At 34.3% G+C, this 15,799-nt stretch carries 14 protein-coding genes; 6 read left to right on the top strand and 8 right to left on the bottom strand.

The features are described from left to right. Window positions 1-4: 4 nt before the first annotated feature. The 7 genes from DXU93_RS13155 to DXU93_RS13125 all read right to left on the bottom strand — a co-directional run bounded on the left by DXU93_RS13155 (window position 5) and on the right by DXU93_RS13125 (window position 8,231). Window positions 5-172: a CcoQ/FixQ family Cbb3-type cytochrome c oxidase assembly chaperone gene (locus DXU93_RS13155; RefSeq protein ID WP_116881765.1), complete on the bottom strand. Its 168-nt coding sequence runs from the start codon at window positions 170-172 to the stop codon at window positions 5-7. A 1-nt stretch (window position 173) separates the two neighbouring features. Further along, window positions 174-2,351: a cytochrome-c oxidase, cbb3-type subunit I gene (gene ccoN, locus DXU93_RS13150; protein WP_116881764.1), complete on the bottom strand. Its 2,178-nt coding sequence runs from the start codon at window positions 2,349-2,351 to the stop codon at window positions 174-176. A gap of 6 nt (window positions 2,352-2,357) precedes the next feature. After that, window positions 2,358-2,525: a cbb3-type cytochrome oxidase assembly protein CcoS gene (gene ccoS, locus DXU93_RS13145; protein ID WP_116881763.1), complete on the bottom strand. Its 168-nt coding sequence runs from the start codon at window positions 2,523-2,525 to the stop codon at window positions 2,358-2,360. 114 nt (window positions 2,526-2,639) lie between these two features. Then, window positions 2,640-4,982, bottom strand: a complete 2,343-nt coding sequence (locus DXU93_RS13140; protein ID WP_116881762.1) for a heavy metal translocating P-type ATPase — start codon at window positions 4,980-4,982, stop codon at window positions 2,640-2,642. 62 nt (window positions 4,983-5,044) lie between these two features. After that, window positions 5,045-6,088: a response regulator gene (locus DXU93_RS13135; RefSeq protein ID WP_116881761.1), complete on the bottom strand. Its 1,044-nt coding sequence runs from the start codon at window positions 6,086-6,088 to the stop codon at window positions 5,045-5,047. Window positions 6,089-6,116: 28 nt separating this feature from the next. Further along, a complete protein-coding gene (locus DXU93_RS13130) occupies window positions 6,117-6,656 on the bottom strand; it encodes a hypothetical protein (protein ID WP_116881760.1) in 540 nt (179 codons plus the stop codon). Window positions 6,657-6,722: 66 nt separating this feature from the next. Then, window positions 6,723-8,231, bottom strand: coding sequence for a sensor histidine kinase (locus DXU93_RS13125; RefSeq protein WP_116881759.1), 1,509 nt, complete (start codon window positions 8,229-8,231; stop codon window positions 6,723-6,725). A gap of 625 nt (window positions 8,232-8,856) precedes the next feature. Here DXU93_RS13125 and DXU93_RS13120 point away from each other — a divergent pair. The 5 genes from DXU93_RS13120 to DXU93_RS13100 all read left to right on the top strand — a co-directional run bounded on the left by DXU93_RS13120 (window position 8,857) and on the right by DXU93_RS13100 (window position 12,192). Further along, on the top strand, window positions 8,857-9,432 hold the full coding sequence (locus DXU93_RS13120; protein ID WP_116881758.1) for a hypothetical protein: 576 nt from the start codon (window positions 8,857-8,859) through the stop codon (window positions 9,430-9,432). A 122-nt stretch (window positions 9,433-9,554) separates the two neighbouring features. Next, window positions 9,555-9,848: a hypothetical protein gene (locus tag DXU93_RS13115; protein ID WP_116881757.1), complete on the top strand. Its 294-nt coding sequence runs from the start codon at window positions 9,555-9,557 to the stop codon at window positions 9,846-9,848. Between the two features lie 2 nt (window positions 9,849-9,850). Then, the gene (locus DXU93_RS13110) at window positions 9,851-10,795 is read left to right on the top strand and encodes a hypothetical protein (RefSeq protein WP_116881756.1); all 945 of its coding nucleotides are present in this window, start codon (window positions 9,851-9,853) and stop codon (window positions 10,793-10,795) included. Between the two features lie 57 nt (window positions 10,796-10,852). After that, window positions 10,853-11,722: a DUF4349 domain-containing protein gene (locus DXU93_RS13105; protein WP_116881755.1), complete on the top strand. Its 870-nt coding sequence runs from the start codon at window positions 10,853-10,855 to the stop codon at window positions 11,720-11,722. A gap of 50 nt (window positions 11,723-11,772) precedes the next feature. Next, entirely contained in the window at window positions 11,773-12,192 is a 420-nt protein-coding gene (locus tag DXU93_RS13100) for a hypothetical protein (protein WP_116881754.1), read from the top strand. 79 nt (window positions 12,193-12,271) lie between these two features. On the opposite strand, the gene DXU93_RS13095 is transcribed toward DXU93_RS13100, so the two are convergent. Further along, window positions 12,272-14,110: a CHRD domain-containing protein gene (locus DXU93_RS13095; RefSeq protein ID WP_116881753.1), complete on the bottom strand. Its 1,839-nt coding sequence runs from the start codon at window positions 14,108-14,110 to the stop codon at window positions 12,272-12,274. 522 nt (window positions 14,111-14,632) lie between these two features. On the opposite strand from DXU93_RS13095, the gene DXU93_RS13090 reads away from it, so the two are divergent. Then, on the top strand, window positions 14,633-15,721 hold the full coding sequence (locus DXU93_RS13090) for a CNNM domain-containing protein (protein ID WP_116881752.1): 1,089 nt from the start codon (window positions 14,633-14,635) through the stop codon (window positions 15,719-15,721). The last annotated feature ends 78 nt before the right edge of the window (window positions 15,722-15,799 follow it).

The raw sequence follows: 15,799 nt of genomic DNA, 5'->3' as shown, positions 1-15,799 counted from the left end.
TTTTTTAGTCGTTTAAAGGGTAATCACTAATTTCTTCTACATTCTTCTTTTTCATGGTAAATACCCAAATGAATAATCCAATGAAAAAGGCTACGAAAATGACAAGTGAGATGAGGGGGTATATTTCAACCCCTTCTATTGATGTCATATGATGTTTGATATATTTTAGCATCTTATTCAGTTTTATTGTCTTCAATTTTGTTAATGTCAGAACCTAAGCGTTGCAGGTAAGCGATTAAGGCGATAATTTCCTTACTCTTCATTTGCTCAACTTCTTGTTCTGTATAGTCTTCACCACTTTTCTTGGCAATTTCATTCAAAATGTTTCGTGCAATAGATTCACCTTGATTACTCATGATATTCAACACCGTTTGCTCATCTGTAATTTCATAAGGAACACCTAGGTCTTTCATCGCTTTAAGCTTGTTCAAAGTATGTTTAACATTTAAATCATCTTCAAGTAGCCATGGATAAGCAGGCATTATACTTCCTGGTGAAATAAGCGTTGGCTCCATCATGTGCAAGTAGTGCCAGTAATCAGGTCTGTTTTGTTTATTCCCAACTCCTTCTCTATGCAAATCAGGTCCAGTTCTTTTAGAACCCCATAAGAATGGATGATCGTATACAAATTCCCCAGCCTTAGAATACTCTCCGTATCGAGCGGTTTCAAAACGTAGCGGTCTAACCATTTGAGAGTGACAGTTATTACATCCTTCTCGAATGTAAATATCTCTACCTTCTAACTCTAAAGGTGTATAAGGTTTTACGCTAGATATCGTTTTCACATTAGAACTCACCAAGAAGGTTGGTATAATTTCTATCGCACCTCCTATAAGAATTACGATTAAACTCAACACCAACATTCTAACAGGTTTACGCTCAACAACTTTATGCCAGTACTCGTTTTTTTCTTTAACGTGTTTCACTTTTAAAGTATTGACTGCCTCAGCGTCTTCGTTACGAACCAAACTACCTCCAAGTGCAGTTTTCAATAAGTTGTATCCCATCATAATCGCTCCAATGATGAATAATGCTCCACCAGCAGCTCTCATTATAAAGTAAGGTCTAAGTTGCGTAACTGTATCCAAAAACTCTCCATTAACTAAAGTTCCTTCTGGCGTAAATTTCTGCCACATTAAACCTTGTGTAAATCCTGCCCAGTACATTGGTATCGCATAAAGTAGAATTCCTAATGTTGCAATCCAAAAGTGTGCGTTGGCTAATTTCTTAGAATACAATCCATTTTTATAGATTTTAGGAACGATGAAGTAAAGCATACCGAAGGTTAACATTCCATTCCATCCTAATCCACCAACGTGAACGTGGGCAATTGTCCAATCTGTAAAGTGACTAATTAAATTTACAGACTTTAAAGAAAGCATTGGTCCTTCGAAAGTAGCCATACCATAACTTGTTAAGGCAACCACCATGAATTTTAAAACCACGTTATCTCTAACTTTATCCCACGCTCCTCTTAGCGTTAAAAGTCCGTTTAACATACCACCCCAAGAAGGAGCAATTAGCATGATAGAGAACACAACTCCTAATGACTGTGCCCAATCTGGTAATGCGGTGTACAACAAGTGGTGTGGACCAGCCCAGATATAGATAAAAATTAAGGCCCAAAAGTGAATGATAGATAGTCTGTAAGAATAAACAGGTCGATTCGCCGCTTTCGGTACAAAGTAATACATCAAACCTAAATAAGGAGTGGTTAAGAAAAAGGCAACGGCATTATGTCCGTACCACCACTGTACTAATGCATCTTGTACTCCGGCGTACCATGAGTAACTTTTCATAAAGTGAACTGGAATCTCAAAAGAGTTCACAATATGCAATACTGCCACTGTTACAAAGGTTGCTATATAGAACCAAATCGCTACATACAAGTGTTTTACTCTTCTTTTCAGAATTGTAGCCATCATGTTCCAACCAAAAACTACCCAAAGTACGGTAATGGCAATATCTATTGGCCACTCCAACTCTGCATATTCTTTGGAAGTTGTATACCCCATAGGTAAGGTAATTACAGCTGCTAAGATGATCAGCTGCCAACCCCAAAAATTAATCTCACTTAATTTATCACTCCACATTCGTGTTTTTAATAAACGCTGTAAAGAGTAATAAACACCGGCAAAAATACCATTACCTACAAAGGCGAAAATCACTGCATTTGTATGCAATGGTCGAATCCTACCGAAGGTCAACCAAGCGGTGAGGTTTAATTCTGGCCATACTAATTGACAAGCAATTAATAAACCTACCAGCATTCCGATGATACCCCAAACCACCGTAGCTAGGGCGAATTTACTTACGATCTTATTATCGTACTGAAACTTTTCTACTTCCATATTTGCTTAGTTTTTTTTCTCAGTTGTAGGAGTTTTCTCATCATCCATAAGCATTCGCACTGCCGGACTTTGATCGTCTTCGTATTGACCACTTTTATGTGCCCAAATGAAAGCGACCAAGAAAATGGTGGCCAATACTAAACTTACTGCGATGAGCATAACTATTACTTCCATGTTGTACAAATTATACAGCAAAGAGAGTGATTTTCTGAGGAGGATGAAATGTGTTTCATCAACCCTAAAATTGATAATTGTCAATGTTTGAAATATGACTGATTTTCTGCACGTTTAAAACAACCTTTTCGCTAAAATAGAAGTGCTTAAAGTGGTAAATAACACCACAGAAATAGAGCTAAGTGGCATAAGTATAGCTGCAAATACTGGAGCAAAAATTCCTTGTACAGCAATGAACAACCCAATTGCATTGTATAAAAAAGAGAGGATAAAGCTCGTGACTACGATAGACTTACTCCATTTTGAAAATTTTAAATAATTGGAAAGATGGTGAAAACTTTTCGCTTCTAGAATCGCATCACTCGCAGGCGTAAAACTGTGCGATTTATTCGCAATGGCAATACCGAAGTCGCTCTCTGATAATGCTACAGAATCATTTATCCCATCTCCTATCATCATTACTTTTTTACCTTCTGACTGCAATTTCTGAATATAATGCAGTTTGTCGGATGGACTTTGGTTAAAATGACTATTCTGAATTCCATATTGCTCAAGCAATAGCTTTTTATCCTTATCGTTGTCGCCTGTTAAAACATGAATTTCATATTCATTTTTCAATTCATCAATACTCTCCTCAAGATGAGTTCTATACGCATGTTGAACGTTAAAATGCGCCAAATACTCATCGTTTTTCGCAATGAAAACACCTTCATCCACTTTGTCCTGTTGCTGTGTGAATTTTTTGGATCCAACTTTATACCTATCCTTTCCAATTTCAAAAGATAGTCCTAAGCCTACTTGGTCTGAAAAATTATGAAGCGTAACAATGGAAGGACTATCGTTTTTTTCGAGGTAGTCTTTGATATTGATACTTAAAGGATGTAAGGAATTTGATACTGCGGTGTATATAAAATTGACTTCAGATGAACTGAGATTTCCGCAAAGTGTTAACGCTGTTTTATTACTATTGCTTAAAGTTCCCGTTTTGTCAAACACAATATCCGTGATTTCTTCCACTCCGTCAATGAGGTCCATCTTCCTGACAAAGAAATTAGATTTTGCCAACAGTCTTTGGGCATTACCATAGGTAAATGGCAAGCTTAACGCAAGAGCACATGGACAAGCTACAATAAGCACCGCACTCACACTTTTCCAAATTAAACGAGGATCAACAAAAAACCAATATATGGCCGTTGCTACACTGAGCAGTAGAATGAAAAGTGTAAAATATTTACTTAAATTGTTGGAAAGCGCAGTGAGTCTGTTTTCCTTTTGTTTTTTGTTTTTTGCTGTACTGTTCCAAAGTGCAGTTAAATAACTTTCGTCAGTATTCTTTACGACTTGTAATAAAATTTCTTCACCAACTTGTTTCCCTCCTGCGAAAACCTTACTTCCTTGTTCAGGATATTCTGTTGCGCTTTCTCCCGTCACAAAACTATAGTCAATGGCGGGAACTCCAGACAATATCAGGGCATCACAAGGAATCAATTCTTTGTGTCTAATCTTAATAATATCTCCAGTAGATAAAGTTGATATTTTGTGTGGAATAAATTGCATTCCTTCTTTTTTGAGGACCGCAATGGGGAAAAAGGAAAGCGTATCCCGTTTAAAATTTAGGTGATTGTATGTTTTGTCTTGATACCATTTCCCGATGAGTAAAAAGAAAATCAGTCCCGCTAAAGAATCGAAATAGGCCTGACCAGTATATACATAAAGCTCATAACTACTGCGAAAAAACAGTGTTAGCAAACCTAACACGATGGGTAAATCCATATTTACCACCTTGTTTTTGAGCCCTATGTAGCTATTTCTAAAATAATCCCACCCAGAATAAAAAACAACGGGGAGACTAAGGAAGAATGAAATTTTCAGGAAAAGCGGACGAAAACTATCCGTGTCCTTCATCCCTAAATACTCCGGAAAAGCCATGAGCATAATGTTCCCAAAACAGAAACCGGCAACACCAATTTTAATGATGAGATCTTTGTTTTTACTTTTTACTTCTTTATGTTCCGAAAAATCTGGGGCATAGCCTAATTTTTGAAGAAAAAGTGCAAAATCAACAACGTTAACCGATTGACCTAAGGTAAATTGAACTGTTTTATCCGTAAAATTCACCTCTGCATTTTGAACACCTTCATAAAGTTTTGGGCTATTTTCCAATAGCCAAATACATGAATTACAATGAATTTGCGGAATGTAAAAAACAATCTTTTTAATGTCCTCATTTTCGAAAAAAAGATACTTTTTCTTTACCTCATCTAATTCCAGAAAATCATAATAGCTTTGATGGTTGACATCTACCTTAATACCAGGCTGTGCGGCAATGTTGTAGAAATTGTCGAGCTCATTTTCATGTAGAATTTCGTAAACCGTTTTACACCCCGTACAACAAAAGTTTTTGTCGTTTGCGGTAATTGGCACATCACAAGGGTCTCCACAATGGTAACAATTCATGTTACAAAAATCAGCATTACAACATCACTAAACATTGATAAATGTCAACGGTGAAATTAATTCTATACCAAATCCAACAAACGGCTTAGTTCATTTGGTTTGTGTACAACAATTTCTCTACCATTTGAGCTGATAACGCCCTCGCTTTTAAAACTACTTAAATTTCGCACTAAAGATTCTTTGGCAGTACCTACAATATTGGCCAAATCGTCACGAGAAATATTAATGGTGTTATTGTCTTTACTTAAATTCAAAAGCGCTCGAGCGATGCGTTCTTTTACAGGTGCATAGGCCAATTGAAGTAGTTTTTCTTCTTTTTCCTTGATGTTACCAGAAAGCAGTTTGAAAAAATGATTGGCCACTTCTCTATTGTTGCTGATGAGTTTTGTAAATTCCTCTTTTGGAATGATTGTTACCTCTGTATCATCTAAAGCCAGTGCACTTTCGTGGTGTTCTGCGCCTTCTAAAATAGGCATATAGCCAAAAAACTCTCCTTCATTAATTATTTGCGTCACAAATGTTTTCCCGTAACTGTCTGTTTTCTGGCATTTGATTTTACCCGCCTTAACATGGTAAATGTAATGAGGATAATCGCCTTCTCTGTAGAGTTCTTCTTTAGACTTAAAGCATTTACTTTTCTTTTGCTCCAATAAACTTTTAATATCTTGGTGCTTATCGGCGACTTCAATCTCTGGAGACTGCCCCACAAAAGCTTGAAGAATTTGTGATTTAATTTTCTGATTACGAGCAATGCGTGTCTCAATTGAGTTAATCAAACTTTCTTCGTCAAAAGGTTTAAGCAAATAATCGTCCGCTCCTAAATTCATTCCTTTTCTCACATCTGACTTCTCTGCTTTTGCAGTTAAAAAGATAAAAGGAATACTCGAAGTTTCTGGATTTTTAGTCAGTATGTTGATTACACCATAACCATCCATCTGAGGCATCATCACATCACAAATGATAATGTCTGGCTTTTCCAAAACAGCTTTTTCTATACCTTCTACTCCATTGGCTGCCGTGATAACATTATAGTCGTTTAACTCTAAAATTTCTGATGTATTTAGTCTAAAATCTTCGTTGTCCTCTATGAGCAATACCTTCTTCATGACAAATAATTATGTTTGAAGTTTAAAATTAAGAAAAATCAGAATTTGATACAGGAATATCCAATTTAAATACGTCCTTTTTGCTTGATGGGTTTAACTTAGATAAAGTATTAAATAGGTGTTCCTTTGAAGCTAATGGAATAGCATTTTCAAACCTAATATAATCTTTACCTTCACTTTTTGTGAGTGAAAATATTGGCGTATTCAAAGCAGAGAGTTTACGAATTTTGGCCTTTTGTACTTCTTCAAACAATAAAACTCCATCGTAAAATTTTTTATTTAATTCGTCCTGAAGAAGCTTCTCTATTATACCGAGTCTAACTTTTCCAAATAAGGAAAAGTCTTTGAAAAACCGATGAGTATTTAATTGAGCGGCAATAAAAACATTCATTCTATTCACCTTTTCTCTGTAAATAATATCGTTTAAATTAATGATGCTTACATCTTCCTTTCTAGGCTTATAAATACTGAGTAAATCGATATGCAAGCCATTACCCGCAAAGTATTCGATTGTACTTGCAAGTATGTCTTGTTTCGATAAATCCGCAATGATCAAAAGCTTAAACATTGCGCAAATATCATAAAGCATTCGCCTCTAATTGATGATAAAATACACAGTGAAAATTGACATTTATCAATGTATCGGGAAATTTAAGGTAAATGTTGAACCTTCATTTTCTTTACTTTTAAAGCGAATTGTTCCGCCTAAAACATCCATGTAGCTTTTCACAATATTCAATCCTAAACCAGTACCTTCAATATTTGTAACGTTTCCCGCTCTGTGAAATCTTGAAAATAGCATCGCCTGATCTTCTTCAGGAATACCAATTCCTTGATCACAAACGCTAAGACTAAGTTCTCCCTCTTTTTGCTGAATAATGATTTTTATGGCATCCTTTTCAGAAGAATATTTGCACGCATTGGTCAGGAGGTTATTAATGCAGTTTTTAAGAATGTTTTTATCCGTATTAATGATGAACTTTTTAGGTAAATCTGAAGCTAATATTATTTCTTGGCAGCCGGCTTTCACAGTATTCACCTCATCCAACACATCACCAATCAAGGCATTAAAATCAAATTCTGTTTTGCTCGCTTGTATCATTCCAGATTCCAACTTTTCTAAAGAAAGGAAGTCATTTAAAATCTGGGTTAGATTCGTAACCATACGTTTTATGCGTTTTACATGTACGCCACGTTTTTCATCCTGTTCTTCTTTGGTATATTTACTGATTAAGGTTGCCGAACTATCAATTGTACTCAATGGAGTTCTAAATTCATGCGAGGCCATAGCTACAAAACGTGATTTCAACTCATTGAGGTCTTTCTCCTTTTTTAAATTGCGTTCAATATTTAACTCTGACTCCTTTTCAATGGTAACGTCCATTTCTACCAATAAGGCTTTATCTGTTATTCCATTTTTATCGGAAAGCGGCACGCCGTAAATTAAAAAGTACTTCGATTTAAATTCCAATTCAAACTTCAAGGTTTCTCCTTTGAAAAGCCGTGGAATTTTTTCGGAAAATAATGGTTTTACAGAACCACCTAAGCGATCAACAAATGAAATTCCTTTTAAAGAAGAATCGTTGAGTCCCATATTCCTTAACAAAGAACCATCAGCCCATTCAATAGAAAAATCATTGTTAATAATGTAAATATTTCCGTTGGGAAAGTTTTCCGCAATGGAACGCAGCATTATGTTTTGTGTTTTGACCTCCTTGGTACGTTTGACAACCTCTTCTTCAAGTTGATTATTGAGTCTTTTCAATTCATTGTCAATGGCCACACGTTTAGAAATATCTACCACAAAGGCAATGGATTTAGTTTCTCCATTTTCTTGATAATGGCTCAAACTAATTTCAACAGGAAATTCACTCCCATCCTTACGCAAAGCTTTTAAGTCTCTCCCCGCGCCCATAGAACGATTAGAAGGTGCATCGTTGTACACCTTTCTTTGGTGAACATGCGTTTTGGCATAGCGCATAGGAATGAGCACTTCTAGCTTCTGCCCCAGCAGTTCTTCTTTATTATCGTATCCAAATAGCGACAAAAGTTTAGGATTGAGCGTCTCAATAACTCCCGCACTATTCACAACGAGTAAACCTTCATTACTGTGCTCAAATATTTTCTGAAACTTTTCTGCCATAACTCCATCGTATTTCGAGTAAAAATAAGGAGATATCTTCTTTTAGGTCAATTCTCGAAAGAACTTTTTTATTTGGATGAAGTCACGTGCTTTTGTATCGGATAGTTTTGGCCACCTTTTCCGCCTACTACTATAAGCTCATTCCTGTTTTTTGGCATTCAAGTTATTTGTGGGAGCTTCCATTGTCGCTACACAAATTCGCGTGAACTGCAAAACAAAAAACAAGTTCATTTAGCTATCCGTTTTCGTCGGGGTGGGAAACGATGCTTCGATTTTTAGTTTTAGGGATAGAATTAAACTTATATTATTCGTATAATTCTACGACTATGCGAATGATCCTATTTTCATCATTTTTCTATAAGCTATTGAAAATGGAGGGTATGGTATGTTTTCGTATTGAGATTAATGTTATATTTCAAGGAAATGATAAAGGTGGACTATACGCAATGCGTATAGCCTGCTGTTATGCATAATAAAAAGTATACGAAACACATGAGGAATATGACAAAAACCGTAATGATTTTATGGTGTATATTTTTTTTTGCTTCTTGCAGTGAGAAACCTAAATTGGTTAATAGGCATGTTCAAGAATTTGACAAAACCATATTCGATATAACAGAGTTTAATGAAATCAGTACTTTCGTTCATTGTAGATTCGGTTAATAAAAAAGGGAATAATATTAACTTCTTTTATTCTGACACTAGTAAATTTTATCAACCTGAAAGACATAATCAAAATTCCACTCTAACTTTTCTAACTGCTAAAGATTATAATAAACTTACATCGGATATTGATTCAATTGTTTTTTATGTAAATATGGCTTATGGAACAGAAAGTGAGAAAGTAATTAAATATAAAAAAGAGAAGTTACTTGCCATAATTGATAATTTTAATGAACCTCAAGTAAAAGTGATAATTATTGAATTAAATAGATACAATAAACTAAATTACATTTCAAAAGATGGAGACAAGGTTTTAGACTTGATATATAAGTTAAATATGTTTTTTACTCAAAAAATTGATCCAGAGTCATGGATAGGCTTTGATTCCCATCCACTTATTTGGGAATTTGAATATAATAAGGCAGGTGGTCATGATTTAACAAGTCACTTGGACATGTTTAATAGAATTCTTACAGACACCTCATATATAAAGAATCGTGAAGTTGGAAAAGAGATTCATAGGATATTACTGAAGTAAACGCATAACACAGCCTTTAACGGTCAGCCTGTAAAAACCTTCGATTTTTACATTCATATAAATATTCACTACTAATTGCAATTATCTACAATTCATTAAATTTGGATTAAATAAAAAGTTAAATGAATAAATACATTATTACATTAATTGCATTGCTCAATATAACCTTCTCATTTTGTCAGGAAAACAGTAAACACATTGAACCAGATTCTGTAAGGGTTTCAGTTTCATTCATTGTTGAAACTAGTGGTGAAATCACTAATGTTGAAATACATGAGATCGAATGTGAAGGTTGCAGTAGAAAATATAAAAAACAAATTTCCAAAGAATCAATTAGAGTAGTGAAAGAATATCCTAATAGGAAACCAATTGAAAAAAGGATAAAATGTATCATTCCAATTAAATATACATTGTAATAATGAATCTATATTTCAAAAAGCACATTCACAAAACGGCTATTATTAGTACACTGATCCTGATTTTTGGTATTGGTGTTATTGAAATTGGAGTTCTCCTAGAATATGGTTGGACCGTTTTCATCCTTCTTCCATTCTTAATTGGTTTTTTACCTTCATTTATGATTACCAGAGTAAAGAATGCAAATCTATGGGAATGTTACCGCAATAGTTTTCTCACTTTATTTTTAAGTATTTCGGGCTTACTTCTTTTCGCAATAGAAGGTCTGATTTGTATAGCAATGGCACTTCCAATTGCTGCTCCTTTGGTTTGGCTAGGTGCTTATTTAGGTCATTTAACAAATAAAAGCAAATGGTCAAACCCTACAAATTCAACACTAGGAATTTTAATCATTTGTCTTTCAACAATGAGTTTTGATTACATAAACGAATCCCCTCGATTGACTCCTGTAAGCACAAAAGTGATTGTAAATACTGATATTGAAACAGCTTGGCAAAATGTAATTCGTTTTGATACCATTGTAGCCCCAGATGATTGGATTTTCTCAACAGGTATTTCTTACCCTACGGATGCCACGATAAAAGGAAAAGGCGTTGGAGCTGTTCGACACTGTAATTTCACAACCGGAAGTTTTGTTGAACCTATTACTACATGGAATCAACCAAATCTACTTCAATTCGACGTGGCAAGTCAGCCTACCCCAATGAATGAACTGAATCCATTTTGGGATGTTCATCCACCTCATCTTGAGGGCTATTTCGTCTCTGAAAAAGGACAATTTAAGCTTACTGAGATTTCTAAAAACAAAACAGAAATTGAAGGAACAACATGGTATCGCATAGATATTACACCTGTAATCTACTGGAAAACATGGTCTGATTTCATCATTCACAAAATTCATTTAAGGGTACTTAATCACATTAAAAAAGTTTCAGAGAATAGTTAGGTTAAATTTGAAATACCATTTGTATTCTCTACATTTATCACACATAAACAAACAACTATGAAACAAACATTTAAAAAGAGACTCAGAAAACTCATCGCATGGCTTTTGATCATTTTTGCAATCTTATTTGTTTTCAGGTTGATTTATGGATACACCAAAACATTTGATGACACACCGAATAACACGCAGTTCTTTTCTGATATTTCAAGCATCAAAAGAAATTATGCTTCTAAGAAATATGAGGTAAAATCTACACAATCGAATAAACCTTCAACAAAGGTTGATCAAAAATATGAGAAGATTGCAGAGATTAAAACCAAATCAAGCGACTTTGAGAAAGAAGAAAAATCATCACGAGAAACGATTAAGTCATTAGATGCATTAATTCAGTTTGAACAAAAAAGTGGAAATAAAGGAGCGCGTAAATTAAACCTTGTTGTTGGAGTTCCTCCAAAAAATTTTGATGCGCTATATAACCAATTGATTAAAATTGGGAAAGTTCAAGCCAAGCAAATCACCAAAAAAGACAAAACAAACGAATACAAGGAACTTAATGCCAAAAAACAATCCTTAGAAAAAATCAGAAAATCATTGATTGAACTTAAATCAAAAGGTGGGAAAATTGAAGAATACATGGGTTTAGAAAACAGAATTCTTGAAATAGAACAACAGCTTCAAGGTCTTGGAGTAAGTTTAGGCGAATTTGATGATGAAAATGAATTCTGTACCGTTCAATTCTCTTTACTTGAAGGAAAAGAAATTAAAATTGGCGTAATGCAACGTGTGAAAGTTGCCATGGAATGGACAGTTAAAATGTATTTAAAGTACATTTCAATTTTTGTTATGATTACAGTTTTTTCATATTTATTATTGCTAATTATTGACAAACTCAAGGTCATCGAACGAATCTTGAATAAAAAAGACTAATGTTGATTTCTAATTGAGCATTAGAGAAGATTATTCATTAGATCAATACAATGACAAAAGAACGTAGATTAAAGCAGTTAAATCCAAAAATCTTATTTTTAATTGATGGATTAGGTGCAGCTCTTTCTGTCCTCTTACTAGGTTTTGTATTGGTTAGGTATGAATCAATTTTTGGTATTCCAACTTCAGCTTTATACTTCCTAGCAACGCTCCCTTTCGTTTTTATGTTCTATGACCTATTCTCTTTTTTCAATGCAAATGATAAAGCAGGTTTTCACTTAAAAACAATTGCTTTTTTGAATTTGATGTATTGTATCGTTTCTTTAATTACCGCTTACTATCATTCAGATTCAATAACTTACTTCGGTTGGTTCTATATTATTTTCGAAATAGTAATACTCCTCTTCCTCTCATCCGTTGAATGTAAAGTTGGAAAAAATATAAACCGTAAGAATGCTACAAAGCATTAATTCATAGATATAAAAAAACCTTCCCAAAACATTTCTGCTTTGGGAAGGGACAACTATTTATTATAACGTAGGTGGTAAACTACTTCTTAATTATTCTTGCTGTTTGATTTCCAGCTTTTACCATATAAACACCTTTAGGTAGGTTTGTTAAATCAAAAGTTGTATTTTTTGAATTAACTTCTGTCGTATTAACAACTTTTCCATACATATCTAACAACTGAACTTCTGTATTACTATTTAAGTCATCAAAAGACAATGTAATAATACCGTTTGTTGGATTTGGATATGCTGTAAATTGATTCTCATTCAATTCGTTTTCGTCTTCAAGACCTAATGTCTCTTGCATACATTCAGATCCACGTATAATCTGTCCACGTACCTCTCCATCTGGATTATCAGCAGTGTGAACGTTAACGTACATTTCTTCATTTCTAAACTTCGTTTCTGCTGCTGCATTCATTGGTGTAGCTGCAGATGCTGTTAAGTATCCGTAAGCTCCATCATAATCTTCCATTCCAGCAAACCATGAAGATAAGTTAAACTCAACTCCTCCATTCATTCCTGCAACTGCATTATGAATATGTGCAGCGGTAATTGGTCCAGAAAGGTCCTTCACAACCAACATAACATGAGCGTTATCTCTGTTTCTTGAAATGGTAACAATTCCACCACCATTAGCTGGTACAGAAATACTTGGAACTTCTTGCTCTCCACTTAAATTAACTGAATAACCTTCACGAGCAACTCTATTGATTTGTGCACGAATTTCACCATCCATGTTAGCAGCTGTATGTACGTTCAAGTAAATATTACCTTCTAACATTTCAATAATTAAAGATTCTGTAACAGCAGCACCAGAAATTGTTCCTGAGATTACATTTCCATTAATATCACCCGATAAATCAACAACCACTGGTCCATTTGCTCCTGCTTCTGCATTATGTAAATGTGCTCCAGAAATTGGTCCAGATAATCCTTCTACTTGAACTTCATATTCAATTTCTGAAAAGTCACTACTCAAAGAAAAATGAGAAACACCAGTTGCATTTGTTGTTACCGCTGGAACTTCTTGCATTCCTGATAAAACACCATCAAAAGCAACTTGGTCATCATAACCTAACTGTCCTCTAATTTCACCATCAGGGTTATTAGCCGTGTGAATGTTAACATAAATATCACCTGCTTCTAAATCAGATGAAAATCCAGCAACTGCTGAAACATCAGCCATTCCAACGATAGAATTACCCATGATGTTTGGAGATAAATCTACTACAACACCTCCATTTGTTCCAGCAGAACCCATGTGTAAATGTGCACCTGTGATTGGTCCGCTTAAACCTTCAACTGTTACCCAGTACATTAAGTTTTGCTTATCTAAAGATAAATTAAACACACCAAGTCCAGTTGCATTTGTTAACACCAAAGGAACCTCTTGAAGACCATCTAAAGTTGCTCTATATGGCAAATCGGTTTCCAATTTAACTTGTCCTCTAATTTCACCGTCTGGAAAAGAAGCTGTATGCGCATTAACATAGATGTTACCTTCTATCATGTCTGAAATCAACCCTGTAGTTAAATCAGCACCGGTAACAATTGTTTTTACATTTCCGTTGATAATGTTGTTCGACAAATTAACGACTACACCACCATTTGTTCCTGCTTCTCCATCATGTAAGTGAAGTCCAGTAATTGGTTCTGTTAAACCAGCCGTGTAAATCGTTACACACAATGTGTCTCTGGTTCCATTTAAAACCATCGTTGCTACACCTTGACCTGTTGTTGTTACTGTGGGAACTTCTTGGATCCCGTTCATTCTTGCTGAGAAAGTTAGCTGATCACCTAAATGAGCAGCAAAACTAAATGCTGAAGTTGTTACTGCAAAAAGTGCAGTAATTGCAATTTTGTAAAAATTCTTCATAACTATATATTTATTTATATTTAAAACTTAGCTGACAACTCTTATCAGCTAATGCAGTTCAAAAGAGTTTTGAACAAACATTGAAAGTGAAATTCAATTTACTTTTCATCTAACCAAAATGAAATCGAATCAATTAAAAATAAAGACTCAATTGCTTTTCCTATTTTAACCATCTTTTTTTTCATTTTGTTTATGTTTTAGTTATTAACTCTGCCTGCTTTATACACATACGAAACAGATTGACTTTTGGATTTCACAAAGTTGAAATAATTTCAAAATATTTTACAAAACACTCATTCACAGTTTTTTAAAACCTAATTTTTTATTCAATAAATTATGTTTTTATGAATTAGCCTTAATAAAAACAGCTCCTAGTAGCTTTTAAGATGTACACATTTTGACAAAAACAACTTGGGATGGATAGAACAACTTTAAGAATTTGTATTTTTGAGGTAAAGCCAAAAATATAACTGTAAGTAAGAAAGTTTAACTGTAGTTATTCTGGCGCAAAAACTAAAAAGAATGATTGCATTATTAGTCTATTTATTTATCGCCTTATTTGTCTCGTTTTTATGTTCAATAATGGAATCCGTTTTACTTTCTGTTCCTCAATCTTATTTGATCGTGAAACATGAAAGCGGGAAAGAATGGGCAAAATCGTTTATGGATTTAAAAATAAATATTGACAAACCACTTTCTGCTATTCTAACATTAAACACCGTTGCACATACAATAGGTGCTGCTGGTGTAGGTGCTCAAGCAGTTAAAGTTTTTGGAGAGGCCTCTTTTGGAGTTGTTTCTGCTGTACTCACATTCTTGATTCTATTTGTTACTGAAATCATTCCTAAAACCATTGGGGCTAGATATTGGAGAAAACTCACAAAGTCTGTTTATAATTTAATTAAAATCACCGTGTTTTTAACCTATCCATTTGTACTGCTGTCTGCATTAGTCACTAAGTTATTCTCGAAAAAAGATAGTGAAAACACCACAAGTAGAGAGGAAATTGCAGCTTTAGCAAAAATAGGTATGGATGAAGGACTGTTTTCAAGTAAGGAAAATAAAATCATTCAAAACATCCTCAAATTGAAAAATGTCAAGGTAAAAGAAATCATGACGCCACGTGTTGTTTTAGCAACAGCCGATGAAAACTTAAACCTAAAAGAGTTTTTAAATGACAAAGAATATTTAAACTTTTCTAGAATTCCAATTTTTGCTGAAGAGAGTGAAAACATTACTGGATACGTATTAAGACAAGAGGTTTTTGAACAATTAGCAGAGGGTGAAAACGACCGAAAATTAAAGGATTTAAAACACAATATTTTAACGACGCCAAATAACACGGTTTTGTTTTCACTGTGGGAGAAGTTTTTAGAAAATAAAGAACATATCGCCTTAATTGTTGACGAATATGGCGGTGTAGATGGAATTGTATCCATGGAAGACATCATCGAAACTTTACTTGGGCTTGAAATTATGGATGAAAAAGATACTGTTACCGACATGCAAAAATATGCTCGAGAACGTTGGAAAACAAGACAAGCTAAATATGAAATCATAGACAAAGTAAAACAAGAGAAAACGGATAAGCCACCTGCAACAGAGTCTTGACAAATTAACATTCATTCCATTTCGAAGCCATTATCATTCATATTTGTATTAATATGATCACTTTAGTTTACAAAACAA

The organism is Brumimicrobium aurantiacum (assembly GCF_003402975.1).
GTDB lineage: Bacteria > Bacteroidota > Bacteroidia > Flavobacteriales_D > Crocinitomicaceae > Brumimicrobium > Brumimicrobium aurantiacum.
This window is presented reverse-complemented; position numbering and strand designations above follow the sequence as displayed.

Excerpts from the sequence above, each read along its gene's own strand:
- DXU93_RS13155 (WP_116881765.1), bottom strand. The coding sequence starts at position 172 with ATGCTAAAATATATCAAACATCATATGACATCAATAGAAGGGGTTGAA.
- ccoN (WP_116881764.1), bottom strand. The coding sequence starts at position 2,351 with ATGGAAGTAGAAAAGTTTCAGTACGATAATAAGATCGTAAGTAAATTC.
- ccoS (WP_116881763.1), bottom strand. The coding sequence starts at position 2,525 with ATGGAAGTAATAGTTATGCTCATCGCAGTAAGTTTAGTATTGGCCACC.
- DXU93_RS13140 (WP_116881762.1), bottom strand. The coding sequence starts at position 4,982 with ATGAATTGTTACCATTGTGGAGACCCTTGTGATGTGCCAATTACCGCA.
- DXU93_RS13135 (WP_116881761.1), bottom strand. The coding sequence starts at position 6,088 with ATGAAGAAGGTATTGCTCATAGAGGACAACGAAGATTTTAGACTAAAT.
- DXU93_RS13130 (WP_116881760.1), bottom strand. The coding sequence starts at position 6,656 with ATGTTTAAGCTTTTGATCATTGCGGATTTATCGAAACAAGACATACTT.
- DXU93_RS13125 (WP_116881759.1), bottom strand. The coding sequence starts at position 8,231 with ATGGCAGAAAAGTTTCAGAAAATATTTGAGCACAGTAATGAAGGTTTA.
- DXU93_RS13120 (WP_116881758.1), top strand. The coding sequence starts at position 8,857 with ATGAAATCAGTACTTTCGTTCATTGTAGATTCGGTTAATAAAAAAGGG.
- DXU93_RS13115 (WP_116881757.1), top strand. The coding sequence starts at position 9,555 with ATGAATAAATACATTATTACATTAATTGCATTGCTCAATATAACCTTC.
- DXU93_RS13110 (WP_116881756.1), top strand. The coding sequence starts at position 9,851 with ATGAATCTATATTTCAAAAAGCACATTCACAAAACGGCTATTATTAGT.
- DXU93_RS13105 (WP_116881755.1), top strand. The coding sequence starts at position 10,853 with ATGAAACAAACATTTAAAAAGAGACTCAGAAAACTCATCGCATGGCTT.
- DXU93_RS13100 (WP_116881754.1), top strand. The coding sequence starts at position 11,773 with ATGACAAAAGAACGTAGATTAAAGCAGTTAAATCCAAAAATCTTATTT.
- DXU93_RS13095 (WP_116881753.1), bottom strand. The coding sequence starts at position 14,110 with ATGAAGAATTTTTACAAAATTGCAATTACTGCACTTTTTGCAGTAACA.
- DXU93_RS13090 (WP_116881752.1), top strand. The coding sequence starts at position 14,633 with ATGATTGCATTATTAGTCTATTTATTTATCGCCTTATTTGTCTCGTTT.